The following is a 26083-nucleotide window of genomic DNA, read 5'->3' on the forward strand; positions in this document are numbered from 1 at the left end:
CGATGTCCGACGCCGCGACGACCGAGAAGAAGTCGAACGATGAGCATGCCGCCGAGGCCGAATCGCCCTTCAAGCCCGAGATCGTCTTCGAGGACTTCGCCCGCGTGGACCTCCGCGTCGCGAAGATCCTCGAGGCGGGCGACCATCCCAAGGCCGACCGGCTGCTCAAGCTGACGCTCGACGACGGCAGCGGGACGCCCCGGCAGATCTGCGCGGGCATCAAGGGCCACTACACGCCGGACGAACTCGTCGGCCGCTTGATCGTGATCGTCGCCAACCTCGCGCCCCGCCAGCTCCGCGGCGAGGAGAGCCGCGGCATGCTGCTGGCCGCCAGCGACGCCGACAAGGGCAGCGAGGAGCGCGTCGTCGCGCTGCTCTCGCCGCTGGCCGACATGCCCCCCGGCTCGATCGTGTCCTAGGGCACCGCCCCGCAGCGTCCCTAGCCGCGGCCGCCCGGCCGCCCGGCCCGCGGCTCGAGCGGTCCGTCGCCCTCCCGGGCCCGCCGCAGCATCGCGTCAACCTCGCGTTCGATCCGCTGGGTCTTCTGGGCGCGCTCCTGCTCGAGGGTCTGGCGGCCGGTCGCCAGCCGCTGCGCCATGCGGCCCATGAACGCCTCGCGTTCCCGCATCTGTGCATCGAACTGCGCCGACACCAACTCGGTAAGCTCCACCCGCGCTTTGCGCACGTCGTCGCTGGTGAGTTCGCCCCCGCGGTGCTTCCGCCGGACGGCCTGGAGCAGCTCGGAGATCCGCAGCCCGTTGCGGAGCTGCTCGAGCTTGGGGCGGAACTCGGTGGCGTCGCGGCCCTCGAGGTCCTCCAGCTCGGCCACCCGCTGCCACAGCCGGGCAACCGCCCGCCGGGCCTCCGGAGAGTCGGCCTCGCGCCGCAGCCGCTCGGCGAGCTCGGGCATGTGCCGGTCGGCGAAGGCGAGCACCCGGTTGCGGACGAGGATGGGGTCGTCGGGCACGTCGAGCGCGGCGCCGCGACGCCGGCGATCCTCCAGCCGCCGCGCCACGCGGGAGCGATCGCCATCGACCCCCTCGCGGAAGACGCCCCGCAGATCGCCCATGTAGCGCGCCAGCTCGCCCCGTTCGCGCAGCTCGTCGGCGATGTCCTGCAGCGACTCGCCCGCGTCGATCCGCTGGAGCACCTCACGCAGCCGCCGCTGCTGCTGCTCGAGCTGCGCGAGGCGGCGCTCGATGACCTCCCGGCCGATCGGCGGCTGGTCCTGGGCCGAGCGTTCCGCGTCGGACCGCGACCCGGCGTCCTGGCCCGACGCGGGCGCCACGCCGGACATCCCGCCAGACACGATCGCGAGCACGCCCGCCGCGCCCGCGACCACGATCGCCTTGCAACGCGTCATCAGCCCGCTCCTTGCTCGGACGGCTCGGAGTCAACAAACTCGTCCAGCCCGCCGAATTCCAGGTCGCCCAGCTGCGCCTCCCAGTCGGCGTCGACCAGGTCGCTGGCCCAGTCGCCGCCCGAGCCGAACAACTCGGCGTACTCCAGCCCCGCCTCGACGTGCTCGTCGAGCGCCACCACCGCGATCGACTCCCGCGGCCCCGGCGCGAGCGGCGGGGCGAACACGACCGACGCGACGGCCGCGATCGCCAGCAGCGCCGCGATCGCGCCCACGGGCAGCAGCCAGCGCGGGCCGATGACCGCCAGCACGCCGGGCGGCCCCTGCTCGCGGGCTTCGCGGAGCGTGCCGACCGAGGCGGCGAACACCCGCGCCTCCAGGTCGCCCGGCGCCTCGTCCGGCATGGCGTCCGACAGGGCGCGCACGCGATCGGCGATGTCGCGCACGTCGTCCGGGATGTCATCGTGCTTGCTCGTCATCGGTCGTCCCCACTCACGCGTCGGCCACCCGGGCCGCCGCGGCGTTGCGTGTTGCCGTTCCCTGCGCATCCGCCTGCTCGAGCAGCGTCCGAAGCTTGCGGAGCGCCCGGTGGTGCCGCGCCAGCACCGTGCCCAGCGGCTGGCCCAGCATCTCGGCGATCTGCTTGAAGCTCATGTCCGCGCGATGCCGCAGCTCGATGACCTCGCGGTCGGCCTCGCCCAGCCCGCCCAGCGCACGCCAGAGGCCCGCGGCTCCGTCGTCCGCGGGAGCCGGCCGTCCGGCGGCGGCCTCGAGCGCCTCGGGCGGCTGGTGCGTCGCCGAGCGCCGGCGCTTCCGCGCATCGTCCCGCAACCGATTGACGGCGATCCTGAACAGCCACGGCTCGAACCTTCCCCGCTCGTTGTAGCGGCCCTCCCCGAGCACCCGCGCCACGGAGACGAACACGCTCTGCGTCAGCTCCTCCGCACGCTCGGGGTCGCACCCCCGGCTGCGGAAGAGTGCAAAGAGCCGGCGGGCGTAGCGATCGACGAGATCCCGCCAGGCATCCTCGTCGCCCGAGGCCGCGCGATCCACGATCGCGCACACCTCGGCATCCGGGCCGCCGGGCTGGGGAGCATCGCTGGGCACGGCCCGATCCTCGCTTCGCATCGCACCCGCTTCCTTGCCGCAGCATAACGGCCCGGGCGGCCGTGGATTGCAGGCCGACGCACGCGGTACCCTGCTCGATGCTCGCCTACACCGTTATCGCGACGGCCCGGGATCGAGCGGCCGCCGACGAGTTCATCGGCTGGCTCGCCCACCCCGACGGTTCCGGCCACGCCCGCGACGTGGTCGACGCCGGGGCCTCGTCGGCCGAGGTCGTCCGCCTCGATACGGAACCCTCGGGCGAGGTGCGGGTAGAAGTCCGATATCTGTTCGTGGATCGCGCCGCGTTCGACGCCTACGCCGCGGGACCGGCAACGGCTTTGCGAGAAGAAGGCCTCAAGAAGTTCCCGCCGGGCAGCCCGATCACGCTGGCCCGCACCGTCGGCGAGCGGGTCGCCCGCATCGGCGGCGGACCTTCTGGCTGAACCCGAGGGGGCCGATCGGCCGAGAGTCGCTCGGGGCGGAGCCGCGGACTGAACGGGACGGATGCGCGGGCGTAGGGACGCTCGGAGCGATGGGGCCGCCGGGAGAGCTGCGTGTCGACCTCAGACGAGCGGTTGTTCGAGATCTATCGGGATGGCGATCTCGAGGCGTTCCGCCAGCTGGTGGATCGCTATCGGAACGACCTGCTCCGCTTTCTTTACCGGCTTACCGGCTCCGCCCATGCCGCCGAGGACGTGTTCCAGGAGACCTTCCTCCAGGTCCACACCTCGTCGGCCAGCTTCGATACCACCCGCCGCTTTCGCCCCTGGCTGTTCACGATTGCCGCGAACAAGGGCCGCGACTACCTGCGTAGGAAGGGTCGCCGGCCGGCCTCGGAGTTGATGGCTCCCGTCGGCCGGGACGGCGACGGCACCACCTTCATCGACCTGCTGGAGGTCGAGGTGCCGCCACCGGATTCGGGCCTCCGCCGGGAGGAACTGGAGGAACTCGTGCAGCAGGCCGTCCAACGCCTGAGCCCCACGCTGCGGGAGATCCTGCTGCTGGCCTACTTCCAGCGGCTGTCCTACGCCCAGATCGCCGAGGACCTGGAGATCCCGCTGGGCACGGTCAAGAGCCGGCTGCACGCGGCCGTCGCGTCCTTCGCCAAGCACTGGAAGACGGTGATGCGCGAGAAGGGCATGACCGGCCGCGGCGAGGACCTCCACGACCGCCTGCCCGACGAGCCGCCCGCGAGGGGAGAGAGCGCGTGAACACCGATCCGCACGAGACCGCCGCCGGCGACATCGGACCTTCCGAGGCCCGGCTCGCGTCGGACGACGCCGCCGCCGTCGACGGCTGGTTCGATCGCCGCCGCCCCGCAACCGATCGCGAGCACCGCGTCGCCGCGCTGCTCGACCTGCTGGACACCGACCTGGCCGCCAGCGATGCGCTCGTCGATTCGACGATGCTGCGGATCGGCCGTGCCCTGCAGCCCGCGGAAGCGAACGACCCGCCGCCCGCGCTCACGCCGCTGGATGCCGAGGCCCTCGACGCCTGGCTGCTGGCCTCGGGCCGCACCGACAAGCTGCCGGCCCCGCTCCGCGTACGGGCCGAGCGGCACGCCGGCCTAGCCGACCTCGTTTCGGCGGGCGCGACGCCCGACGCCCCGGCGGACCTGGTGGATCGCGTGATGGCGTCGGTGGAGGCCGCCGAGGTCGCCGACGATCGAGAGCCCGCGATCGCCGGCCGCATCCGCCTGGCGGACCTCATGTCGATCGCCGCGGTGCTGCTGGTCGGCGTGTCGGTGATCTGGCCCATGCTGACCTCGATGCGCGAGGCCCACAACCGCTCGGTGGGCAGCCAGCGTCTGGCGACCGCCGCCGCCGGCCTGCACGCCTATACGGGCGCCTACGACAGCCTGCCGATGGCCTCGGCCTCGCTCGCGGGCGACCCGTGGTGGGAGGTCGGTGAGAACCCGGCCCACTCCAACTCGGCGAACCTGTACACCCTGGCCAGCGAGGGATTCGTCGAGGTCGCCCACCTCGCCAGCCCGACCAATCCCGCCGCCCCGACACGCAGCCTCGACGACGCCGCCCGCGATTGGCGGTCGATGGACGAGGTGTCGTACAGCTTCAGCAACCTCTTCGGCGCGAGCGGGCGGCCCGAGTCGGTCGGGCCCGACGCGGTGCTGATGGCCGATCGCTCGCCCATCGTGCCCCGCTCCCGCCGCGGCGAGATGGCGCTCGCGACCGCGAATTCGCTGAACTACAACGGCCGGGGCCAGCACCTGCTGCTGGGTGACGGCTCGGTCCGCTGGGCGACCTCGCCGGTGCTGGAGAACGGCGACAACATCTGGCTGCCGGGCTCGGCCGAGCGGGACCTCCGCGATGACGGCCGCGCGGTGCTGCGAGGCACCGAGACCGCCGACGGCCCGGGCGACGCCTTCCTGGTGCCCTGAGCCCGCTGGCCGCTCGCGGGCCCATCGCCTAACATCTCGGCCCAGCCGGCGTTGTGGTGCGTCGGGTGCGTTTCTTGCCAGCAGACCGACCCGGGCCGCCGGCCCGCCGGGAAGGGATCGTCGCCATGCCCAAGATGAAGCCGCACAAGGGCACGCTCAAGCGGATCCGCATCTCGAAGACCGGCAAGGTCCGCTCGCGGTCGGCCAACCACAAGCACCTCAGCTCGCACAAGAGCGGCAAGAGGCTGCGGCATCTCCGCAAGGATCCGATCCTGGCCAACCCCGACGCCAAGCGGCTCGAGAAGCTGCTGTTCCGCCGCCTCCGCGGCCGGACCCAGCCGCGAACGGCGATCAAGCGGAGCCCCTCGCCCGAGGAACGCCGCGCGATGCGGGAGGCGGCCGAGAAGGCCGAGAGCTAGGACCACGAGCACACGAATACACGGCCGCCGCCCGGGACCACAAGACGGCATGAGCCGCCCCGATGAACCCAGATTGATCGGCGCCAGGAGTGAATCAGCATGCCACGCGTACGCATCGGCTCGGCCCGCAACCGCTCCCGCAAGCGCATCCTCAGGGCGGCCCGCGGCTACTACGGCGCCCGCGGCAAGCACCGCTACCTGGCAGCCGACGCCGTCCGCCGCGCCGGCAAGTACGCCTACGCCCACCGTCGGCTCCGCAAGCGGGACATGCGGCGTCTGTGGATCGTCCGGATCACCGCGGCCTGCAAGATGCGGGGCACCCGCTACAGCGCGTTCATGAACGGTCTGAAGCTCGCCGGCATCGCGCTGAACCGCAAGATGCTCAGCCAGATCGCTATCGAGGACCCCAAGCTCTTCGACGAGCTGACCAAGACCGCCCTGGAGCACACCAAGGCTGGCAACCCGGGCACCTTCGAGCCGGCGGCCGCCTAGAACAGCCTTGATCGCTCCGTAGCGGCCTTCCGGCCGCACACTCGCTTTGATGAACGGGCGATGCGCCTGGACTGAGGCTGCACCGGCCCGATTGGCGGCGGCCTATCGGCCTAGCGCACACAGCTTGTAGAGCAGCCTCGCGCCGACGATCTCGTCGATGGATCGCCGTGCAGGGTCCGGGTCCGGCGCGACCTCGACCAGGTCGAAGCCGACGACCCTCGTGCCGCTGGCGTGGATCGCCTCGATGATGGCCGACGCTTGCTGGAAGCTCAGCCCGCCGGGCACGGGCGTGCCGGTGTTGGCGCACAGGTGCACGTCGAGCGCGTCGACGTCGAAGGTGACGTAGATCGACCCGGGCAGCATCGCGAGCGTTTCGGCGACGAGCGCCCGCAGGCCGGCGAGGTCCGGGGCCCGCTCGGCAATGTCCGCCGCCGACGCCCGGAACACGGGCTTGCCCAGCGCATCGCCGGCGTAGCGCGCAAAATCCACCTCTTCCTGGCAGAAGTCGCGGATGGCGAGCTGCGCGAGCGACGCCACGCCGACGCACAGGGTCAACGCGTTGCGCATCACCGACGCGTGGCTGAACGCGAGGCCGCAGTACGACTCCCGCAGGTCCATGTGGGCATCGATCTGCAGGATGCCGATCTCGCCGGCGTGCGCAGCACACGCCTCGATGGCCCCGAGCGATACCGCGTGCTCCCCACCCACGACGCCGGGGGTCCTGCCCTCGGCCAGGATGGCCGCCACCCGCTCGCGCACGAAGGCCCGGACGCGCTCGCCCGCGGCGTCGACGCGGGCCCGGGCCGCCTCGTCGATCGGCGGCTCGCCCTCGCACGCGATCAGCGGTTCGGCGTCGGGCCGGACCGCCGCCGACAGCTCGGCGATCCACGGCTCGATGGGCTCCATGGCGATGCCCCGGGCACTGATGTCGCCCAGCCGCTCGTCGAGCGTGTCGATCTGGGCCGAGGCCCCGAGCATCGCCATGGGGCCCCGCGCCGTGCCCGGCCGGTAGGAGGTTGTCGCATCGAAGGGCACGCCCACGAGCACGACGCCGGCATCGACACGGGGCACGACGAGGCGCAGGAAGTCGGGCTGCGGCGGCGGTGCCATGCGGTCGCGTCTCCGTCGGGCGGCGCAACATAGCGCTTGCCTGGACGCGACGGCCGGGGTAGCTTGATCCGATCCCGGTTCGCGATCCCCAGCCCCGGAGCCGCCATGGCCGACGCACCCGATGTTGCCACCCAGACGCCGGACCTCGCCCGGAAGCGCAGGATCGGCGGGCCGCTCGACCTGATCGAGGCCATCGGCAACCTGCTGCCCGACGCCGCGACGCTCTTCCTGCTCGGGGCGCTGCTCGTCATGCTGCTCAGCCAGATCGCGGTCTGGCAGGACTGGCTGGTCGTTGTGCGCACGCCCGTCGAGGTCGTCAACGACGCGGGCGAGACCGTCCGCGAGCTGCGGCCCACGGGCGAGGAGGCCGGGCCCCGCAGCCTGCTGACCAGCGACGGCATCTACTGGGCCCTCAGCTCCATGGTGGACAACTTCATGGGCTTCGCGCCCCTGGGCGTGGTGCTCACGGGCATGCTGGGCATCGGCGTCGCGGAGAAGACCGGGCTGATCTCCGCGGCGCTCAAGGCCTTCATGAAGATCGTGCCCAATCAGCTGCTGACGCCGGCGATGATCTTCCTGGGCATCATGTCGTCGATGGGCCTGGATGCGGGCTACGTGGTGCTGCCCCCGCTCGCGGCGGCGCTGTACAAGAGCGTGGGCCGCAGCCCGCTGGCGGGCATCGCCGCGGTGTTCGCCGGCGTGGCCGCGGGCTTCAACGCCAACCTGTTCGTGACCGGGCTGGACCCCATGCTCGCCGAGCTGAGTACGACGGGCGCCCAGGTGCTAGACGCCGACTACGAGGTGGCGGCGACCTGCAACTGGTACTTCATGGTTGCGTCGACGTTCGTCATCACGGGCGTGGGCTGGCTGACGACCGCGCTCTTCGTGGAGCGACGGCTCGCCAGGCGCCCCGCCGACGAGGGCGGCGCCACCGAGCCGGCCGAGGACGACGCGGCGAGCCAGTACATGTCCTCGCGCGAGAAGCGTGGCCTCGGGTTCGCGGCGGCGTGCATGGTGGCGATCGTCGGCCTCGTGATCGTGCTGACCGGGTGGCAGGGCTCGCCGCTGTTCGATTACAAGATCCCCGGCGTGCCGACGGCCGACCAGCCCAATCCGCGAGCGGTGCTCGCCGACGTCGCGAGGGTCGATGGCGAGCCGGTGCCGATCCCCGAGGCGACGCCCCCCGGCGCCGTGCCGATGGGCGATCGGGGCTACTACCTGAGCGACGCCCACGCTCGTTTCGTCGACGTGGAGCGGGGGCTGGTGCTCGACAAGCGGCAGCCGCCCTTCCCGCGCTGGGTCAGCGTGATCACGCCGCTGATCCTGATCGCCTCGATCATCCCCGGGCTGGTGTACGGCGTGACCGTGGGCACGGTGAAGGGCAGCAAGGACGCCGGCCGGGTGATGATCCAGGCCATCGAGGCACTGGCGCCCATCATCGTGCTGGCCTTCTTCGCGGCCCAGTTCATCGAGTACCTCAAGTACAGTGGGCTGGACGTGATGATGGCCCACGCCGGCGGCCAGGCCCTCGCGCGGGCCGACCTGAGCCCGTACGGCCTCATGATCGCCTTCATCCTGATGACGATGTTCTTCAACATGTTCATCGGGTCGATGAGCGCCAAGTACACGCTGTTCGCGCCCATCTTCATCCCGATGTTCATGTACGTCGGCATCAGCCCCGAACTGACGCAGGCGACCTACCGCATCGGCGATAGCACCACCAACATCATCACGCCGCTGAACGCCTATCTCGTCATCATCCTGGTGTTCATGCAGAAGGTGGCGCCCAGGTCGGGCATGGGCACGCTGATCGCCATGATGATGCCCTATACGATCGTCTTCACGATCGCCTGGGCCATCCTGCTACTCATCTGGATGGCGCTGGGCATCGACCTCGGCCCCGCCGGCCCGCAGGCCTACGAGATACCCGCGGCGGCGGGTTAGCCGCCGGGGGGGCCGCAAGCGCCGCGTGAAGCTGGGATGAAGAGCGGCCATGCGCGGCAGCCGACCAGAAAATACCGGGCGACTTCGTGCATCCCCGCTGGCCCCGTCGCTCGACCGATGTAGGGTTCCGCAGCGGCAAGGCCACCCCCGGTGGCTGCGGCCGCTATCGGACTTTCCAAGGCCGGTCACGATGGGGCGAGACGGAGCTGGTGCGGATGACATCCGTAGATGCGCGCAAGGACGGGACGGCGGCGGCACCGGGACGCCCGGTGCTGTCCGTGCCGGGCGTGCGGCAGATCGTGCTGCTGGCCGGGGCCGTTCGACCCACCACGCTCATGCGGGCCATCGGCCGATCGGTGCTGGACCTGCCGCTGCACGACGGCCGCACCGTCGGCCAGCGCTGGCTCGACGACGTGGCCGAGTTTGCGGTCGCTGCCGGCTCCGCGGATGACGGCGGCGGGCCGAGCGGCCGGCCACCAGTTCGGATCCTGATCGACCGCGACTCGCCGCCGCCGCGATCCACGGCCGCCGGCGGCGTGGACGTCCGGGCCGACGATGTCGAGTTCCTGGGCACCGGCGGGGTGCTGCAGCGAGCGGCGCAGGGATGCACGGGACGCATGCTCATCGCCACCGGAGGCAGCGTGCTGCTGCGTTCGCTGGCGAGCATCGCGCACGAACTGGATCGGGCCAACGCCGAGGTGGCCCTGCTGGCCGAACGCGACGGTGGCCCGACGGGGATCATGCTCGTCGAGTGCCGGGTGCTCGCGGAGCTGCGGCTGGTGGGCTACGCCGACTTCAAGGAGCAGTGCCTGCCGATGATCGCCGAGCGGCACGCGGTGCGGGTCGTCCACTCCCGGGAGCGGGCCGCGCTCAACATCCGCGATACCGAGCGATACCTTCGCTGCCTGAGGCACCTAGCGGGCGACGGGTTCGCCGTCGTCGAAGAGGGTGCGTCGATGGACCCGACGGCGCGGCTGCACGAGGCGGTCGCGCTCCGCGGCTCGCGGGTAGAGGCCCGCGCCATCGTCGCGCGGTCCGTGCTGGGCCGGGGCGGGGTGGGCCGTGGCATCATGACCGACCAGACCGCCTGGAGCGAGTCGTGACGCCGCCGGCTCGGGCGGCGGCCCAGACCACGGGCCGCCGCGTCGCGCTGCAGGCGGCGATCGCCACCAGCGCCGCCGTCGTGGCGTGCCTGCCCGCGTGGCGGGACATCGCCTGGGCGGCCACGCACGACCCCGACAGCGGCTACATCGCGCTGGTGCCATTCGTCGCCGGATGGCTGGCCTACGCGAGGCGGCGGCGGCTGCGGAGCGCGGACCGCCGAGGCTCTCTCACCGGACCCGCCATCGTCGCGATGGGCGGAGCGGCCTACCTGCTCGCGGCGCACGCCGGCATCACGCCGGCCTGGCACGCCGGGGCCGTGCTCGTGCTCGTCGGCGCCCTCTGGTCGGTCGTGGGCCACAGCGTCATCCTCCGGATGCTGCCGGCGGTGCTCGCGCTGTTCTTCCTCATTCCGGTGCCCGCGCAGGTGCTGCTGCCCGTCAGCGAGCGGCTCGGATCGTGGACCATCGGCCTGTCGTCCGTGCTGCTCGAGCTCTTTGGCTTCGCCATCGAGGGCGCCGAGGAGTACCTCGCCGTCAGCGGCAACGCGGGCGTGCGGATGATCGCGGCGATCGGCCTCATCGCCTACGCCTTCGCCTACGGCACGCCTCTGCGGCAGCGCGTCCGGATCGTGCTGCTGCTGTGCACCCCGCTCGTGGCGGTGCTGGCCAACGTGATCCGACTCGTGCCCTACGCGCTGCTGGTCGACGCCTGGCCCGCGGCGCGGGGCGTGGTCGGCATCCTGAGCGGATGGCTGACGCTGGGCCTGGCGATGGCGATGCTCTGGGCGTCGCTACGGTTCATGCGCCTCGTGCATGTGCCGGCGCTGCGGTACGCGCTGGCGTACCAGTAGGGAGCCCTTCGCGATGCGTGGCTGGCGCTCCATCTTGCTCACCCTGGTCGCCCTGCTGGCGATCGCGCTGGCCGATCCGGTGGCCGACGCGCCCCAGCCGCGCATCCCGGACGCCTGGCGTGATATTGCCGCGCAGGCAAGCCGCGACGTCGGCCCGTGGACCTACCGCGCCGAGGACGACCCACCCCGATCGGCCTTCCGCACCAGGCACGAGGTCGTGGTGCGGCGGCTGGTCTTCCGCCACCGCAGCGGCGGCCCGCGCGCGATGGCCGTGCTGCAAATCGTGCTGGCCGCCGACCGGCGGGACCTGCTGGCCTACGAGCCCGCCTACGCGCTGCCGCTGGCCGGCTGGCGCCCCGCGGAGCCCGACCAGCTCGAATCCCGCAGCATGCTCATGGTCCGCGGCGAGGGCCCGCTGGCCGAGCGCATCCGCGCCGACCACCAGGCGGTGCTGCCGGGCCGCGTCGCGGGCGGATGGCGGCAGGCGATCCGCGCCGAGCCCATCGGCCCGGGCTGGCCCGGCCCGGCCGCGGCGGTGCAGGTCTTCGCGATGCAGCTGGAGCCGCCCGATTACGATCGGCTCACCGATGCCGTCCGCGCGCTGGCCGAACGCCTCGGCGAGGCCGAGGTCTCGCCATGACCCTCGCCGCACCAGCTCCGATGCCCACGTCCGCACGGTCCGCGGAAGCCCCGCCGCGAACGCTGTTCGGCCTGACGCCCACGGAGGTGCACGACCGCTACTGGGCGTCCCGCGGCGTGCAGGTCGTCCGCCGCGCCATGCCGACGCCGCTCGCGAAGCACGCCCAGCTCTTCCTGCTGCTGCAGCAGCGGACGCTGTGCGTCTTCGAGCTGCCGCCGGTCGTCGATCGCATCGTGTGGGCCGACGCCGACCTGGTGGTGCTGCGGCTGCGGGACAGCGACGACCACGCCTACCGCGAACGGATCGTCGCGGACGCCAACGGGAGCTTCCAGCGATTCGAGCGGCTGTACGGCAGCGACGACAGCCGGTTTGCCCGCGCCGCGGTCACGAACCGCATGGCGGTGGCGCGGGTGTGGCAGGAGGCCGAGTCGCCGCGGCAGGGCCTCGCCCGCCTGCGCCGCGCGGTGCCGCGGGGGCACCGCTGGCCCATGTCCATCGACGCCCGCGTCTTCGACGCCGACAGCGGCACCGAGGTCGACCGCTGCATGCGGCTGCTGGTCGACCTCTGGAGGCGGCCCGAGACCACGATCGAACGGGCCCGGCCACACGGCGACGGATCGTGGATCGATGCGCAGGCCACCATCGCCGCGGGGGCGCAATGCGTCGGCCGCGTCTGGGTGGGCGCCGGCCGCACGCTGGACGACGGGGACCTCGCCGTCGGGCCCGACGTGCTCTGGGACGACCCGGCGCACCGACCGGCGGCCGGCGGCGTCCGCTGGCTCGACCTGGAGCCCGCCGAGCGGACGCAGCCGCTCAAGCCCCGCGTGCGGCCGCCGATCGAGCGCATCCTGAAGCGTGGCTTCGACGTCGCCTTCGCGGTCGTCGCGCTGCTGCTGACCCTGCCGCTTTACCCCATCGTGATGCTCGCGATCCTGATCGAGGACGGCCGGCCGTTCTTCTTCGCCCACACCCGGGAGTCGCTGGACGCCAAGGACTTCCCCTGCCTCAAGTTCCGATCGATGCGCAAGGACGCCGAGAAGATGAAGGCCGACCTCGCGGCGCAGAACCAAGCCGACGGCCCGCAGTTCTACATCGAGAACGATCCACGGCTGACCCGGGTCGGGCGGATCATCCGCAAGCTGCAGATCGACGAACTGCCGCAGTTCCTCAATGTGCTGGTCGGCCACATGTCGGTCGTCGGACCGCGACCCAGCCCGTACAAGGAGAACCAGTACTGCCCGGGCTGGCGCGAGGCGCGGCTGAGCGTGCGGCCGGGCGTCACCGGGCTCTGGCAGGTCAAGCGGACGCGGGCCGCCGGCTCGGACTTCCAGGAGTGGATTCGCTACGACATCGAGTACGTCGAGAAGATGAGCCTCTGGCTCGACCTGTGGATCATCTGGCGGACCATCGCGATGATCGTCCGGTCGATCAAGCGGTCCTAGCCGCCGGCGGCCAACCCCCGGACCGGCCTCCGGCCGATCGCGACCGGCCCCTACCATCCCCCGTATGGGGCGGCGGCAGACCCACTACGAGCACGCCTTCCGGGCCTTCCTGATCGAGCGGGGCGTGCCGTTCGTGGCCGTCGACGAGGCCCGCCGGGCGCTGCTGGGATCCGATGCCGCGGTGCTCAAGACCCAGCTGGGCAGCGACAAGCCGCGGACCCTCAAGGCCTTCGACTTCCTGCTCTACGGCACCCCCAACCTGCTCGTCGAACTCAAGGGCCGCAAGCTGGCTGCCGGCTCCACGCGCCTCGAGAACTGGGTGACCGACGACGACGTGGACTCGCTGCGGCGGTGGCAGCGGCTCTTCGGCGACGGCTACGTCGGCGCGTTCGCATTCGTCTACCGCTGCGAGGGCGAACCCCCCGCCCCGCTCTTCGAGCAGGCGTGGATCCACCGCGACCGCTGGTACGCGATGCGGGCCGTGGGCGTCGACGCATACGCCGAGCGCATGCGGGTCCGCAGCGCCAAGTGGCGGACGGTGAGCCTGGCATCCAAGTCCTTCGACGAGATCAGCGGGCCGCTGATCGCCACCGCCGGCTCGCCGGGCTAGGACCAAGGGGGTTCGCCGTCCGAGGCCGGGCGAGGGTGCCCTGCGGTGGAATCGGCATCCCGCGGCCGAAGCGGCCGTACACTGCGGAGATCCAACCGGCCCGGAGCCTGCTAATGACGAACAATTCTCAGAATGTCCGCCGCGGGCTCGGCCTGCTGGCCGTCGCCGGGGTGGCGGTCTTGGCGTTGCACGCGGCGCCGGCGCTCGGGCAGACGATCTCGCCGCCGCGGCCGCAATCGCCGGGCGACGCGCCGGTGCTGAGCAACATCGGCATCGCGATCCTGGTGGTGGGCGCCATCGTCGGGGCGACCGTGATCCCCTCCAAGCGCGGCCACCAGGACTGACCGGACGGGCGGCCCACGCCCCGGCGGCGGGCCGCGTTCGAGCACACGATCCGCGAACACCAAGAGGAGCGTCCATGACGCAGCTTCGCAGACGTTGGAGGGCCGACCAGCGAACGGCCCTGATCGCAGTCAACGCGGCCCTGGTGCTTGTGCTCGGGGTCGTCGCCCTTTCGCCGGTGGCCGACGCCCAGCAGCGGCAGCGGCCCCGCGGCGAGTATCTCATCGTGGGCGGCCAGGTGATCGGCGCCCCGACCAACGCGGTCCACGTCGTCGACGTCACCAACCAGGAGCTGGTGTCGCTGCGGTGGGACCAGTCGCGGCAGTCGTTCATGGGCATCGGCTACCGCAACCTGGCCGACGACGCACGCAGCGATGAGCGGGGGGACGGCGGACGATGAACGAGCACACCCACGACACGACCGGTCGCCCCGCCCACGAGGGCACGGCGGCGCTCTGGGCCAGCGCCGCAGCGCTGGCGGGCATGATTCTCATGGTCGCGGGCCGCTCGCCGGTCGCGCCGCAGCCCGCGTTCGCCGAGATGGCCGCCATCGCCGGCGACTACGCCGCCGTCACCACGCAGGGCCAGAGCAGCGCCGAGGAGTTGCTGTACGTGCTCGACCAGCGGGCCGAGCGGCTGCTGGTGTACCGCGTGGAGAACCAGCGATCGCTGGTCCTGCAGCGGTCCGAGGACATCAGCACCGTGTTCGCGCAGGCCAGAGCGGCGGCCGGCGGCCGCTAGGCGGCACCGCAGACCCAGGACCCAGGGCCCGGCGTGCCGATCCTCCCGCTGCCGCAGTTCGAGGCCGACCTCGCCGAGTACGAGGCCGAGCAGGATCGCCTCGCCCGCGAGCGGCTGACGCCGCCCAAGACGGTGGTCTGCCGCTTCGGCTGCATGCAGTTGATCGGCGAGTTCCGCTACGACCTCGACGTCACGCCGGGCTGCGGCAGCCGGCTGGTCGTGCGCACCTTCCGCGGCACCGAGATCGGCGAGATGCTCACCAGCACGTGCCCGAATGCGGGCTGCGGCAAGAGCGTGACCCGAAAGCAGATGCTCGAGTACATCGATGCGTCCGGCGGGCGGCAGTACCCGTTCTTCGATCGCGGGCGTGTGCTGCGCGTCCCGCTGCCCGACGACATGGAGCGGCAGGAGGAAATCGAGCAGTCCCGCCACGAACTCAAGCTCGCCGCCCGACGCATCGCCGAGGCCGAGGGCCTGGGCATCCGCATCGTGCAGGCCGAGCCGATCCTCGGCGGCGAGACCATCACGTTCTACTTCCTGTCGGAGGGCGACGGCGGCGGCCGGGGCGGACAGCGCGGCGGGCCCCGAGGGATGCCGCCGGGCGAGGGCTCCCGCGGCGGGCCATCTCGCGCGGACATCTCGCAGATGGTCGATGCGCTGCAGCGCGAGCACCGGGCCCGGGTCGAATTGCGGCCCGTCGGCGCCCGCGACGAGGCGCGGCTCACCGCCGACTACGAGCGGTGCGGCCAGCATTGCTGCTGCAAGAACTTCCTCAAGGTGCTCAAGCCCGTGCCCATGCGGACCGCCAAGCAGCAGAAGGCCACGCTCGACCCGCTGAAGATCTCCGGACGCTGCGGGCGGCTCATGTGCTGCCTGCGGTACGAGGACGAGAGCTACCGCGAGCTGGCGGCGCGGCTGCCCCACCGCCGCACCCGCGTCGGCACGCCCGAGGGCGCGGGCGAGGTGCTCGACACGCAGATCCTCACGCAACTCGTGCTCGTGCGGCTAGAGGGCAGCCAGCGGGACGTGGCCGTGCCCGTCGAGGAGTTGTGCGATCCGGACGAGGCCGCCGCGAAGCACGCCGAGCCGCCGGCGGCACCCAGGCCCGAGCGCCCGCGGGCGGACGACGGCGCCCCGGCGACCAAGAAGAAGCGTCGCAAGAAGAAGCCGCGGCCACCCGGCGGCAACGACGGCGAGGGTCCCGCCCCGCAGCACCCCTCCCCGCAGCAATCCGGCGCCGCGGGCGAGGACGGCCAGCCGCGGCCCAAGAAGAAGCGTCGCCGCAAGAAGCGGCGGCGCTCGGGCGGCGACGGGCCGGGCTCGCCCCCGAACGATCCTTCAAGCACGCCGCCGAGCACACCGCGGGGCGGGCCGCCCGCCTAGGGCCGGCGTTCTATTGTGAGCACCATGGCCGATACGCCCGACAGCACGGACGCCTCTTCGGGCGGCGACGCCTCGTCGCAGAAGACGTCGATCCGCGAGACGCTCAGCTCGATCGCGATCGCCTTTGCGATGGCCTTCATCTTCCGCGCGTTCGTGATCGAGGCCTTCGTCATCCCCACGGGCTCGATGGCACCCACGCTGCTCGGCAAGCACATGGAGCACGTCGGCATGCAGACCGGCGCCCGCTGGCAGATCGGCCCGTGGGACCCGAGCAATCCGTCGTCGGCCAACGCCGCCGAGGTCGTCGTCCACGATCCCATGACGACGAGCAATCCGCGGCAGCTCGTCGAGAGCGGCCCGAGCGCCGCGCGGCGGACGGCCGACGAGATCCGCCGCCGCCAGGGCCCGCTGCGGCTGGGCGACCGCATCCTGGTGCTCAAGTATCTGCCACCGCTCTTCGCGCCCAGCCGATTCGACGTCGTCGTGTTCAAGAATCCCACCGACCCGACGCAGAACTACATCAAGCGGCTGACCGGGCTGCCCGGCGAGCAGCTGGCCGTGGTGGACGGCGACATCTTCACACGGGACGCGGCGTCGCCGCCCTCGCTGGCCGACCGCCAGCAGCCTGGCGGCACCTGGGCGATGGACGGCTGGGCGATCGCCCGCAAGCCCGAGCTCGTGCAGCGGACCGTGTGGATGCCCGTGCACGACACGAGCTTCGCGCCGCTCGATCCGATCCGTGACGGCTTCAACTGGTACCGCCCGCCGTGGCGGGGCGAGTCGGTCGAGGGCGAGCCGGATCCCGCTTGGTCGGGCCTCGACGGCCGGACACCGGCGTACGACGGTGCGGGCGAGACCGTGCTGCGGTGGGATCACGACGCCTGGCCCATCGTCGATCACTATCCGTACAACGAGCGGTACCGCGAAGCCGTCGGCGGCCGCTTGCGACCCGTGATGCCGCCGACCTTCGGCGTGGGCGACGTCCGCGTCCGCGCGGGCGTCGAGCCGACGGGCGATCCGCTGCGTCTCCTCGAGCTGCGCGTCGACACCCGATCGCACGCGTTCCGCGCCCGGCTGGAAGACGGCGAGGCGGTGCTGGAATCCAGGCCGTTGGACGCCGAAGCGGGCTCGCCGTGGACGCGGCTGGATGCGAACCGGCTCGAGCCGCTGCCACCCGGCGGGGTGACCGACGTGGAGTTCTGGCACGCCGACCAAGCGGTATGGCTCTTCGTCGGCGGCCGCCGCATTGCCTACGCCGAGTACGACTGGGGGCCGCTGGAGCGCGTCGAGCACGCGACCGGCTTCCCGCTCGAGACGGTGCTGCCCTCGATGCCCACCCCCGAGAACTACCCCTCGGCGCGGCCCACCATCCGTATCGTGGGCGGCGTGCGGCTGCATCGACTGGGCCTGGACCGCGACCTGTACTACCAAACCACGCGGAGCAACAGCGGCGCCGCGGTGCGGGGCGGGCACCCGTCGGCCGACCTAGCGCTCATGGACGACCGCCAGTACTTCGTCTGCGGCGACAATTCGGCGTCCAGCCAGGACAGCCGGCTGATGACCGAGTCGAGCGGCTGGGTGACCCCGCTGGAGGCTCCCGACGGCATCGTGCCCGAGGAGTTGATGATGGGCAAGACCTTCTTCGTCTACTTCCCCGCCCTGGAGCACCGCGGGCGGATCCCCGTGCCGGGCTTCGGCCGGATGCGATTCGTCTGGTAGCGCTGCCACCGCGTGAAGACTTCGTGAATGCGTTCTCGCTAGGGCGGAATCCGCGGATCGGACCGTTTACGCTCCCGTTCCCCGCGTGCCCCCGGGCATTCGAAGAAAGAGAGCGAGAAGCGGTCCCCGGCGGGCGGAGGAGCCTGCCGGGGACTCTCTCGTTGCAGCCGGCGCTATCCGCGGTGCCGGATGGCGCGCCTTAGGAGGCGTGGTGCGGCACGAATCGCGCGTGGAGCGCGGCGAGCATGTCCGCGAAGACGCAGTCGGCGTCTCGGGTGGCGTCGATGCGGGCGTACCGCTCCGGGTCGCGCTCGATCTGGTCGAGGTAGCCCCGCCGCACTCGGGCGTGGAAGGCGGCGCCCTTGGCCTCCATGCGGTCCAGCAGCGGGCTGAGCCGGCGGGCCGCGGTCTGCTCGTCGACGTCGAAGACGAGCACGAGATCGGGCTCGGCGTGGTGGGTCACCACGGCCGCGACGGCGCGGATGTCGGCCTCGGGCAGCCCGCCGGCGGCGCCCTGGTAGGCCAGCGTCGATGCGACGAAGCGATCGGCTAGCACGACGTCGCCGCGGTCGAGGGCCGGGCGGATCCGCTCGGCGACGAGCTGCGCGCGGCTGGCCATGTAGAGCAGCATCTCGCAGCGCACGTCCATGCCCGCCTGCTTGTGGTCGAGCAGCGTCTCGCGGATGGCCTCGCCGGCCGCGGTGCCGCCGGGCTCGCGGACGTCGATGACCGGCACGCCGCAGGCCTTGAGCAAGGCGTCGAGGCGGCGCAGCTGTGTGCTCTTGCCCGAACCGTCGGGCCCCTCGAACACGAGGAACAAGCCGCGGAGGCGGTCGATCCACTGCGGAGCGGTTTCGGCGAGATCGGTCGGGGGCGCGGTCACGGCGGAGTCTAGAGCATCTTGGAGCGCTCCGTAGCGGCCCTGCGGTCGCACACTCGCTCCGGTAGGGCCGCTCCGGAGTGGATCCGGCGGGCCTGGACGAACACGCACGCGACACCTGGATCGAGCCCGCTCTTGCGTGCGCCTCAGCCGTCGCCGTAGTCGCGCCCGAGCCGGCGCTCGAGGGCCTGGAAGCCCGAACGGTGGCGTCCGCCGCCGAGCTGGGGATCGATCGAGCGCAGCCGCAACAGATGCCCGCCGATGGTGCGACGGATCCGCTCGGCCGCGGCGGGGTCGTCGGCTTCACGCGCGAGCCGCTGGGCGTCGAGCAGTTGCAGCAGCCGCAGCCAGGTCGACCAGAACCGCGGATGGGGCGGCTCGCCCGGTGCGGGCTCGGGCATGGCGGCCGCGGCCCGGCGGTACGCGGCGAAGGCCTCGCCGCCGCGGCCCAGCTGGTCGTACGCCATGCCCGCCAGCACGCCGGCCTCGATGGACGGCGGCAACGAGGCGAGCGCCGCCAGCGCTGCGTCGGCATCCCGCGGCCGCCCGCGCTCCAGGTAGACCCGGGCCAGCACGAGCTGCGTCGCGGGCGCATCGACCCCGCCGCCCGGATGGCGATCGGCGAAGCCCGCGGCGGCGAGCACCGCGACCAGCCTTGCCTCGGGCGGCAGGGCATCGATCCGGGCGATGCGGCGGGCGTGCAGTGCGCCGGCAAGGGCCACCGCCCGCGCGCGGACGTCGCCGTCGCGGGCCGTCGCCTCGGCGCTCTCGGCCAGCGCGATCGCGCGCGCGACCGCGTCGGGCGCGCGATCGCCGCGGAGCAGTGCAGCGGCCAGCTGCAGCCGCCAGCGGGGCGCCGCCGGATGTGTGCCGTTGGCGTCGATCGCGGCCCGCAGCAGCCGACGCCCGCGATCTAGGCCGAAGCGATCCGCATCCGCCAGCAGGAGCTGCGCGAGCGCCGCCAGCAACTCCGGTGAGGGGACGGCTGCCGACGCGTCGCCCGGCGCATCGAGCAGGTCGATCGCCAGTGCCGCGGCCCGCTCGCGCGGCCCCGCCGCCGCGGCATCGTCGTCCGCTCGGGCGGCGTTGGCCAGCAGCACGCGGGCGAGCAGGTCGTGGACCGCGGCCGCACCCGGGGCCGGCCCGTCGGCATCGTCGAGGCGGGCGGCGTGCGCATCGAGCAGCGCCTCGGCGCGGTCGTCGAGCTCCGGGCGATCCCGGGCCACCATCGCTCGGGCGAGCCGCAGCACGACGTCCGACTCGAGCCCCGCCCAGGACGCCTCGGAGGCGGGCAGCGCAATGAGCCGCTCGTCGACCATCGCGGTCCGGGTCGCATCCGGCAGCGCGATGTCGCGGCGCCGCTCGATGTCGACCAGGCGATCGACCGCGTCGGCGTGCGCGCCCGACTCGGCCAGCAACCGAGCCGAGGCCTCGATGGCGAGCCCCACCAGCATGGGTCGTCGCAGGCCCGACCGCCGCGCAAAGGGCGGATCGTCGAGCATGCCGTCGATCCGCTCGACGCCCGCCGGCGTGTCGTCGAGGCGAGCCCGGGCGAGCAAGGCCTCGACGAGGGCGATGGGATCGACTTGATCGTCGACGGGCAGGCCGTCCGCATCGTCCTCGAACTCGGCCCGCAGCGCATCGGCGAGCGCACCGGCCCGCTCGGTGTACTCCGATGTGCCGCTGGCGGCGAGCGCGGAGACCAGCCAGGCATCCCGCAGCGACCGCCGCGGTGTGCCCGCCGGGCCGACGGATTCCAGCAGCTGGATCGCCTCCTCGATCCGCGAGGGAAGCGCCCCGCCGGCGTGCAGCAGCAGCAGGGCGCGGGCCCGCAGCAGCGGCCGGCGGTACAGCATCTCGCCCTCCTGCAGCCGGCGATTCACCGCGCGGTCCTCGTCGGTGATGGTGCCGCCCGCATCGAGGATCGCTTGCTGGCTCGCGAAGCGACGCGCAATGTGCTCGCCTGCACGATCGGTCCATTGCACGGCGCGATCGGCGAGCATCAGCGCGCGGTCGCGCTCCCACGACGGCAGCAGACCGACGACCAGCCGGGCATCGGCGGCGGTGATCGAGAGCTGCGCGAGCAGGTCGCCGGCCTGGTCGAGCATCCACACGCCGGCGAGCGCGTCGTCCTCGAACTCTTCGATCAGCGTGGAGCGGCGGGCGACGACGCGCTCGAGCGCCTCCACCGATGGGGGCGCCGCCGACGCCTCGACCACGGCGGCGAGCAGGTCGGCCCGCTGCTGCGCGCGATCCTGGGCGTGAGCCTGGTCCTGGACCAGCGCGGCAAGGCCGACGGCGATGGCGGCGGCGAGGCGGATCATCGGTCGCGCAGCTCCGACTCGAAGAGCAGCTTGTACGACCCTGGGCCCCCGCCGTGAATCTCGGCGATCGCCCGCATGATGCCGGTTGGGTCCTCCTCGAGGAACTGCACGCACTTGATCTGCACGTCGCGGCCGGGCGGGCCGAAGATGCTCCGGCGGACCGGGTTGGCGCGCTCGAGTTCGTCCAGGATCGCCCGCCGGCCCCGCCCCCAGCTGCCCCGGCCGCCCTGGGGCGTGCCGCGTCGAATGCTCCGCGAGAGCAGGAAGACGACGTCGGGCTCGCCCGCGAGGGCCGCCAGCAGCCCATCGAGCGGGTTGCTGCGGCCCGATGCGGCGATGTCCGCCAGCCAGCGCGCCAGCGCGAGCTTGCGCTCGGTCGTCGCCGGCCCGGGACCGTCCGAAGGGAACACGCGGACGCCCACGGCCCCGCCGGGCCCGCGGGCCGCGTCGCCGGGCCGCAGCCCAAAGAGAACGACCTGGAAGGACTGGTCGGGCGCGAGGGCGGCCACCGAGCGTTCTAGCTCGTCGAGCACGAAGGGCAGGCTCGTCACCATCGCGCCGCTCGCGTCGACCGCGTAGATGACCCGACGCGCCCGCTCGGCCTGCACGCCGGCGAAGCTCGCGCGACCCATCGCCGAGGGCCCCGCCGCCTGCTCGCCGAGCGCCTCGGGCAGGCCCCGGCGGAGCACCGGCACGGGCTCGATGCGGTCGCCCCGCGGCAGCGGACGATCGGCGGCGACGCTCGGGGCCGAACCGTCGGCCAGTTCTTGCAGGATGGCGTCGATCGCATCCGCCGAACCCGGCCCGTCGCCCTCCGCCGACTCGGCGTCGTCAGGCGGGGCCATCGGCGTCGCGGGGGGCGGCGGCGAGGCGGGCAGCATGAGCACGTCCGAGACGTCGGCGGTGCCGAGTTCGAGGGCGCGGTTGGCGTCGGCACGCACCTGCACCACGCCGCTCAGCCCGAGCGCCAGGAAGGCCAGCAGGCCGGCGTGCAGCAGCAGCGAGGCGAGCACCGGGGCGGCGGCGCCGTCGGGCCGGGCCCAGCGCAGCGGGGCGAAGCGGCGGGGCGCGGGGCCGGTGGCCTCGCCGCGTCTGGCCGGTGCCGGGGCGTGCCACCTCCGCATCGCACAGCGTACGCCCGCGGGAGTGGACGCAGGCCGGCGACGCCGCGATCATCGCACCATGCCCACGCCGTCGCGCCCAGCATTCGTGGACCTCGCCTCGCGGCACCTGCGGGCGCTGGAGCCCGGCCAGCGGCTCGCGATCCCGGTGGGCGTGGCGGTGCTTGCCGACCAGCTGACGCCGGTGCTCGCCTATCGCCGGCTCGTCTCGGTCGACGAGCGGACCGCGCCCTCGTTCCTGCTCGAATCGGTCGAGGGCGGAGCCCGCGTCGGCCGCTACTCGGTGCTCGGAGCCCACCCCATGCTGGAGCTCGAGGCCCGGGGCCGCCGCGCCACCATCCGCGATCACCGCGGCGGCGGCGAGCGCACGCTGGACGCCGACGACGCGTTCGCGCTCATGCGCCGCGTGGGTGAGGGCTTCCGGCTGCTCGCCGCCGACGCTGGCTCGGGACTCGCGCCGCCCGAGGGCTTGCTCGGCGGCTGGGTCGGCTACGCGGGCTACGACGCGGTGCGGTACGCCGAGCCCGGCAAGCTGCCATTCGAGGCCGCGCCCGCCGACGACCGCGATCTGGCCGACGTGTCCTTCGGGCTTTACGACGGCGTGGTCGTGTTCGACAACGTCGCGAAGCTGTGCCACGTCGTGCAGCTGGCTTTCGTCGGAGAAAGCGACGACCCCAGCGAGGCGTACGACGCGGCGCTCGCCGAAGCCCGCCGCCGGTGCGCGCAGATCGAGGAGCACAGCAAGCCGCTGCCGCTGGGCCGCATGCAGCCCGCGGGGCCGCGGGCCGAACTGGCCAGCAACATCACCCGCGAGCAGCACGCCGCGATGGTCGAGCGAGCCCGCGAGTACATCTTCGCGGGCGACATCTTCCAGGTCGTGCTGGGGCAGCGCTTCGAGCGGACGAGCTCGGCTGATCCCTTCGACGTGTACCGCGCGCTCCGCGTGGTCAATCCCAGCCCGTACATGGTGTACATGCAGACTTCCGGCGCCATCCTCGTGGCGTCGAGCCCCGAGATCCTCTGCCGCGTGCGCCGGGACGAGGCCGATGCGACGGCCCTGGTCGTCACCAACCGTCCGCTGGCGGGCACGCGGCGGCGGGGCGCGACGCCGGAGGAGGACGCCGCGCTCGAGCGGGAGCTCCTGGCCGACCACAAGGAGCTCTCCGAGCACGCGATGCTCGTGGACCTGGGCCGCAACGACGTGGGCAAGGTGGCGATCCCGGGCACGGTCTTGCTCGACGCGCTGATGCAGATCGAGCGGTACAGCCACGTGATGCACATCAGCTCGACCGTCACCGGCAGGCTGCGCAGCGACGCCGACGCCTACGACGCCCTGCGGGCCGCGCTGCCCGTGGGCACGATCTCGGGCGCGCCAAAGGTGCGGGCCATGCAGATCATCGACGAGCTCGAGACCATCAAGCGGGGGCCCTACGGCGGGGGCATGGGCTGGATCGGCCTGCCGACGGCGACGCACGACGAGCACCCGCGGACCGCCGAGCTCGACGTGGCGCTCACCCTGCGGACCATCGTCTGCCCGATCGATCGGTACGTGCCGCCGGCCGACGGGCGGCCCGCGCAGTGGACCTACCACCTCCAGGCGGCGGGCGGCATCGTCGCGGATTCGGTCGCCGGGGCCGAGTACGAGGAAACGGTCAACAAGGCCGCCGCCCTCGCCCGGGCGCTCGACCTCGCCGAGGCGGCCTTCGGCGGCTAGCGGCCGAACAGATCGTCCACCGCCTCGGCCAGCGCATCGACGATCCGCACGCGGGGATCCTCGCTCGCGGCCTCGAGCTCGCCGCGCGAGTGTGCGCCGCAGGTCAGGCCGTACACCCGGCTGCATCCGGCGTTCAGGCCGCTCAGGACGTCGCCGGGCGTATCGCCGGCGTAGGCGACGAGCGCCGGCTCATCGACACCCAGCCGCGCCATCGCCTCGCGGATGAGGTCGGGCGCCGGGCGGCCGCGCTCGACCTCGTCGGTGCCCACGAGCACATCGCGATCCAGGCCCACGGCGCCGAGCAGCCGGTCGGCGGGCTCTCGCGCAAACCCCGTGACGTAGCCCACCAGCACACCGGCGTCGCGGGCGCGCCGCAGCGCCCGGGGCACGCCCGGCAGGATCGCCGGCGGATCGGTGCCGAGCCGCTCGATCATCCGGCGGTCGAACGCGGCGACCATGTCGCCGAGCACGCCGGCCTCGCCCGTGCGCCGCGGCGCGTGCCGGCGGACGACCTCCGCGAACACATCCGCCTTCTTGCGGCCCGTGTTGACGCGGATCTCCTCGTCGGACACGTCGACCCCGAGGATCTCCCGGTACACGCCGCGGAACACGGGAGTGAAGTTGCCGCTCTCGACGACGGTGCCCGCGATGTCCAGCAGCAGCAGCCGGACGGTCATCCGCCGGTTCCGCCGGCATCGGACCACTCGAAGTCGACGATCACCGGGGCGTGGTCGCTGGGCTGCTTGCCCTTCCGCTCGTCGCGGTCGATCTCGGCCGCCGTGCTGGTCTTCGCGAGCACCTCGGTGGCGAGGATCGCGTCGATTCGCAGGCCGTTGCCCTTGGGGAAGCCCAGCTGGCGATAGTCCCACCAGCTGTAGACGCCGCCCTCGGGATGGTGCGCGCGGAAGACGTCGACGAGGCCGAAGCCGGCGAGCTTCTGGAGCGCGTCGCGCATCTCGGGGTGGGTGTGGACGCTGCCCTCCCACTTCTCGGGAAAGGCGACGTCCTGGTCGTCAAAGGTGATGTTCAGATCACCCGCGAAGACCAGCGGTTCGGCGGGCTCGTGCTTGGCGGCGAGCAGCTTGCCGACTCGATCGAGCCACGCCAGCTTGTAGGCGTACTTCTCGGAGCCCACCTCGCCGCCGTTGGGCACGTAGGCGCTGTAGATCCGCACGCCGTGCACGACGGCCGAGATCAGCCGGGCGTGCTCGTCCTCGGGCTCGGCGTCGCCGTCCCAGCCGGTGTTGAATCCCCGGCGGACATCCTCGGGCGGCCGCTTGGCCAGGATGGCCACGCCGTTGTAGGTCTTCTGGCCGTAGGTCGCAGCCTCGTAGCCGGCGGCCCGCACGGCATCGACCGGGAAGGCGTCGTCGGTCGTCTTGAGCTCCTGCAGGCAGACGACGTCGGGACCGTGCCGCTCGAGCACGCCGAGCAGCCGCTCTTCGCGGACGCGGACCGAGTTGACGTTCCAGGTGATGATCCGCACGGCGGGCTCCGCCGCGGCGCACGGTGCCGGCGTCCGCCGCGGGCCGCACGATACGCCCCGCTACCATCGGCGGTCCATCGCCGGAGTGCCCCCCACGTGAACCGCATCGATTCGATCTTCGCCGGCCTGCGTGCGCGGGGGGAGCGCGGGCTGATGCCCTTTGTCTGCGGCGGCCGGCCCGCGGGCGCCCCGATGGCCGGCATCCTGCGAGCCATCGAAGAGGCCGGCGGCTCGATCGCCGAGATCGGCATCCCCTTCAGCGATCCCATCGCCGATGGGCCGGTCATCGCCGAGGCGATGCACCAGGCCATCGAGTCCGGCGTGACGCCCGGGGGCCTCTTCGGGGAGGTCGAGGCGGCGCGGGCAGGCCTGGATATAGGCCTTGTCGCGATGGCGAGCTTCTCGATCGCCTTCCGGCTCGGCGGTCCCGACGGCTTCGCGGCGCTGGCGGCCCGATCGGGGTTCGACGGACTCATCATCCCGGATTGCCCCCTGGAAGAAGCCGGCGAGCTCGCGGTGGCCTGCGGCGAGCACGGCCTGACGCTCAGCCACCTCGTCTCGCCCACCACGCCGCCTGCGCGGGCGGAGGCCCTGGCCCGCGCGTCCACCGGCTTCGTCTACCTCGTGGCGCGGGCGGGCATCACGGGCGAGCGGGCCGGCCTGCCCGATATCCAGGGCCGGGTCGCGCAGCTGCGGGAATGCACCGACCTGCCCATCGCCTGCGGCTTCGGCATCTCGACGTCCCAGCAGGTGGCCGAGACGGTGCGGCACGCCGACGCGGCGATCGTCGGCAGCGCCCTGGTGCGGCGTCTGGAGGCCAGCACCGCCGCCGACGCCCCGGGAGTGGTCCGCCAATTCGTCGGCGAGCTTGGTTCCGGGCTCCGGGGTGCATAGACC

At 72.7% G+C, this 26083-nt stretch carries 28 protein-coding genes; 19 read left to right on the forward strand and 9 right to left on the reverse strand.

The window, feature by feature from the left end; genetic code table 11:
- The first annotated feature begins 2 nt into the window (after positions 1 to 2).
- Positions 3 to 419 carry a methionine--tRNA ligase subunit beta gene (gene metG / locus AAFX79_07350; GenBank protein ID MEO1008366.1) on the forward strand — a complete coding sequence of 139 codons (417 nt, stop codon included), beginning with the start codon at positions 3 to 5 and terminating at the stop codon, positions 417 to 419.
- Between the two features lie 20 nt (positions 420 to 439).
- On the opposite strand, the gene AAFX79_07355 is transcribed toward metG, so the two are convergent.
- Genes AAFX79_07355 through AAFX79_07365 form a run of 3 tightly spaced genes read right to left on the reverse strand, consistent with a single transcriptional unit; the run spans position 440 to position 2488 of the window.
- Positions 440 to 1363 carry a hypothetical protein gene (locus AAFX79_07355; protein ID MEO1008367.1) on the reverse strand — a complete coding sequence of 308 codons (924 nt, stop codon included), beginning with the start codon at positions 1361 to 1363 and terminating at the stop codon, positions 440 to 442.
- Positions 1363 to 1839, reverse strand: coding sequence for a hypothetical protein (locus AAFX79_07360; protein ID MEO1008368.1), 477 nt, complete (start codon positions 1837 to 1839; stop codon positions 1363 to 1365). Before AAFX79_07360 ends, AAFX79_07355 begins: the two co-directional genes overlap by 1 nt.
- A 13-nt stretch (positions 1840 to 1852) precedes the next feature.
- Positions 1853 to 2488 (reverse strand): sigma-70 family RNA polymerase sigma factor, encoded by a 636-nt coding sequence (locus AAFX79_07365; protein ID MEO1008369.1) that lies wholly within the window; start codon positions 2486 to 2488, stop codon positions 1853 to 1855.
- A 77-nt stretch (positions 2489 to 2565) separates the two neighbouring features.
- On the opposite strand from AAFX79_07365, the gene AAFX79_07370 reads away from it, so the two are divergent.
- From AAFX79_07370 to rplT, 5 genes are all read left to right on the forward strand, one after another.
- Positions 2566 to 2910, forward strand: coding sequence for a DUF4286 domain-containing protein (locus AAFX79_07370; GenBank protein MEO1008370.1), 345 nt, complete (start codon positions 2566 to 2568; stop codon positions 2908 to 2910).
- A gap of 111 nt (positions 2911 to 3021) precedes the next feature.
- Positions 3022 to 3678 carry a sigma-70 family RNA polymerase sigma factor gene (locus tag AAFX79_07375; GenBank protein MEO1008371.1) on the forward strand — a complete coding sequence of 219 codons (657 nt, stop codon included), beginning with the start codon at positions 3022 to 3024 and terminating at the stop codon, positions 3676 to 3678.
- The gene (locus tag AAFX79_07380; protein MEO1008372.1) at positions 3675 to 4865 is read left to right on the forward strand and encodes a hypothetical protein; all 1191 of its coding nucleotides are present in this window, start codon (positions 3675 to 3677) and stop codon (positions 4863 to 4865) included. The genes AAFX79_07375 and AAFX79_07380 overlap by 4 nt, the downstream gene beginning before the upstream one ends.
- A gap of 125 nt (positions 4866 to 4990) precedes the next feature.
- Complete coding sequence (rpmI, locus tag AAFX79_07385; protein ID MEO1008373.1) at positions 4991 to 5284, forward strand: 50S ribosomal protein L35; 294 nt, start codon at positions 4991 to 4993, stop codon at positions 5282 to 5284.
- Between the two features lie 99 nt (positions 5285 to 5383).
- A complete protein-coding gene (gene rplT, locus AAFX79_07390) occupies positions 5384 to 5776 on the forward strand; it encodes a 50S ribosomal protein L20 (GenBank protein ID MEO1008374.1) in 393 nt (130 codons plus the stop codon).
- Positions 5777 to 5878: 102 nt separating this feature from the next.
- On the opposite strand, the gene AAFX79_07395 is transcribed toward rplT, so the two are convergent.
- Complete coding sequence (locus tag AAFX79_07395; protein ID MEO1008375.1) at positions 5879 to 6886, reverse strand: agmatinase family protein; 1008 nt, start codon at positions 6884 to 6886, stop codon at positions 5879 to 5881.
- A 105-nt stretch (positions 6887 to 6991) separates the two neighbouring features.
- On the opposite strand from AAFX79_07395, the gene AAFX79_07400 reads away from it, so the two are divergent.
- The 11 genes from AAFX79_07400 (at position 6992) to AAFX79_07450 (ending at position 17661) form a co-directional block, all read left to right on the forward strand.
- Positions 6992 to 8830 carry an AbgT family transporter gene (locus tag AAFX79_07400; protein MEO1008376.1) on the forward strand — a complete coding sequence of 613 codons (1839 nt, stop codon included), beginning with the start codon at positions 6992 to 6994 and terminating at the stop codon, positions 8828 to 8830.
- 215 nt (positions 8831 to 9045) lie between these two features.
- On the forward strand, positions 9046 to 9933 hold the full coding sequence (locus AAFX79_07405; GenBank protein ID MEO1008377.1) for a hypothetical protein: 888 nt from the start codon (positions 9046 to 9048) through the stop codon (positions 9931 to 9933).
- Positions 9930 to 10784, forward strand: a complete 855-nt coding sequence (locus AAFX79_07410; GenBank protein MEO1008378.1) for an exosortase/archaeosortase family protein — start codon at positions 9930 to 9932, stop codon at positions 10782 to 10784. The genes AAFX79_07405 and AAFX79_07410 overlap by 4 nt, the downstream gene beginning before the upstream one ends.
- 13 nt (positions 10785 to 10797) lie before the next feature.
- On the forward strand, positions 10798 to 11424 hold the full coding sequence (locus AAFX79_07415) for a hypothetical protein (protein ID MEO1008379.1): 627 nt from the start codon (positions 10798 to 10800) through the stop codon (positions 11422 to 11424).
- A gap of 20 nt (positions 11425 to 11444) precedes the next feature.
- Positions 11445 to 12866 (forward strand): sugar transferase, encoded by a 1422-nt coding sequence (locus AAFX79_07420; GenBank protein ID MEO1008380.1) that lies wholly within the window; start codon positions 11445 to 11447, stop codon positions 12864 to 12866.
- Between the two features lie 64 nt (positions 12867 to 12930).
- Positions 12931 to 13476: an HYExAFE family protein gene (locus AAFX79_07425; GenBank protein ID MEO1008381.1), complete on the forward strand. Its 546-nt coding sequence runs from the start codon at positions 12931 to 12933 to the stop codon at positions 13474 to 13476.
- A gap of 113 nt (positions 13477 to 13589) precedes the next feature.
- On the forward strand, positions 13590 to 13820 hold the full coding sequence (locus AAFX79_07430) for a hypothetical protein (GenBank protein MEO1008382.1): 231 nt from the start codon (positions 13590 to 13592) through the stop codon (positions 13818 to 13820).
- 74 nt (positions 13821 to 13894) lie between these two features.
- Positions 13895 to 14218 carry a hypothetical protein gene (locus AAFX79_07435; protein ID MEO1008383.1) on the forward strand — a complete coding sequence of 108 codons (324 nt, stop codon included), beginning with the start codon at positions 13895 to 13897 and terminating at the stop codon, positions 14216 to 14218.
- The gene (locus AAFX79_07440; GenBank protein ID MEO1008384.1) at positions 14215 to 14559 is read left to right on the forward strand and encodes a hypothetical protein; all 345 of its coding nucleotides are present in this window, start codon (positions 14215 to 14217) and stop codon (positions 14557 to 14559) included. The genes AAFX79_07435 and AAFX79_07440 overlap by 4 nt, the downstream gene beginning before the upstream one ends.
- A gap of 33 nt (positions 14560 to 14592) precedes the next feature.
- Positions 14593 to 15942 carry a regulatory iron-sulfur-containing complex subunit RicT gene (gene ricT, locus AAFX79_07445; protein MEO1008385.1) on the forward strand — a complete coding sequence of 450 codons (1350 nt, stop codon included), beginning with the start codon at positions 14593 to 14595 and terminating at the stop codon, positions 15940 to 15942.
- A 24-nt stretch (positions 15943 to 15966) separates the two neighbouring features.
- On the forward strand, positions 15967 to 17661 hold the full coding sequence (locus AAFX79_07450) for a S26 family signal peptidase (protein MEO1008386.1): 1695 nt from the start codon (positions 15967 to 15969) through the stop codon (positions 17659 to 17661).
- A gap of 199 nt (positions 17662 to 17860) precedes the next feature.
- On the opposite strand, the gene tmk is transcribed toward AAFX79_07450, so the two are convergent.
- From tmk to AAFX79_07465, 3 genes are all read right to left on the reverse strand, one after another.
- On the reverse strand, positions 17861 to 18544 hold the full coding sequence (gene tmk / locus AAFX79_07455; GenBank protein ID MEO1008387.1) for a dTMP kinase: 684 nt from the start codon (positions 18542 to 18544) through the stop codon (positions 17861 to 17863).
- A 143-nt stretch (positions 18545 to 18687) separates the two neighbouring features.
- The gene (locus AAFX79_07460) at positions 18688 to 20865 is read right to left on the reverse strand and encodes a hypothetical protein (GenBank protein ID MEO1008388.1); all 2178 of its coding nucleotides are present in this window, start codon (positions 20863 to 20865) and stop codon (positions 18688 to 18690) included.
- Positions 20862 to 21989, reverse strand: a complete 1128-nt coding sequence (locus AAFX79_07465; GenBank protein ID MEO1008389.1) for a hypothetical protein — start codon at positions 21987 to 21989, stop codon at positions 20862 to 20864. The genes AAFX79_07460 and AAFX79_07465 overlap by 4 nt, the downstream gene beginning before the upstream one ends.
- Positions 21990 to 22047: 58 nt before the next feature.
- Between AAFX79_07465 and AAFX79_07470 the strand changes: the two genes are divergently transcribed.
- On the forward strand, positions 22048 to 23700 hold the full coding sequence (locus tag AAFX79_07470; GenBank protein ID MEO1008390.1) for a chorismate-binding protein: 1653 nt from the start codon (positions 22048 to 22050) through the stop codon (positions 23698 to 23700).
- On the opposite strand, the gene AAFX79_07475 is transcribed toward AAFX79_07470, so the two are convergent.
- Positions 23697 to 24377: an HAD family hydrolase gene (locus AAFX79_07475; protein ID MEO1008391.1), complete on the reverse strand. Its 681-nt coding sequence runs from the start codon at positions 24375 to 24377 to the stop codon at positions 23697 to 23699. The genes AAFX79_07470 and AAFX79_07475 overlap by 4 nt on opposite strands.
- On the reverse strand, positions 24374 to 25186 hold the full coding sequence (xth, locus tag AAFX79_07480) for an exodeoxyribonuclease III (GenBank protein MEO1008392.1): 813 nt from the start codon (positions 25184 to 25186) through the stop codon (positions 24374 to 24376). Before xth ends, AAFX79_07475 begins: the two co-directional genes overlap by 4 nt.
- Before the next feature lie 96 nt (positions 25187 to 25282).
- Here xth and trpA point away from each other — a divergent pair, with 96 nt between their 5' ends.
- Positions 25283 to 26080, forward strand: coding sequence for a tryptophan synthase subunit alpha (gene trpA / locus AAFX79_07485; GenBank protein ID MEO1008393.1), 798 nt, complete (start codon positions 25283 to 25285; stop codon positions 26078 to 26080).
- Positions 26081 to 26083 lie beyond the last annotated feature (3 nt).

The sequence above is a fragment of the Planctomycetota bacterium genome (assembly GCA_039819165.1).
Classification (GTDB): Bacteria; Planctomycetota; Phycisphaerae; order Phycisphaerales; family UBA1924; genus JAHCJI01.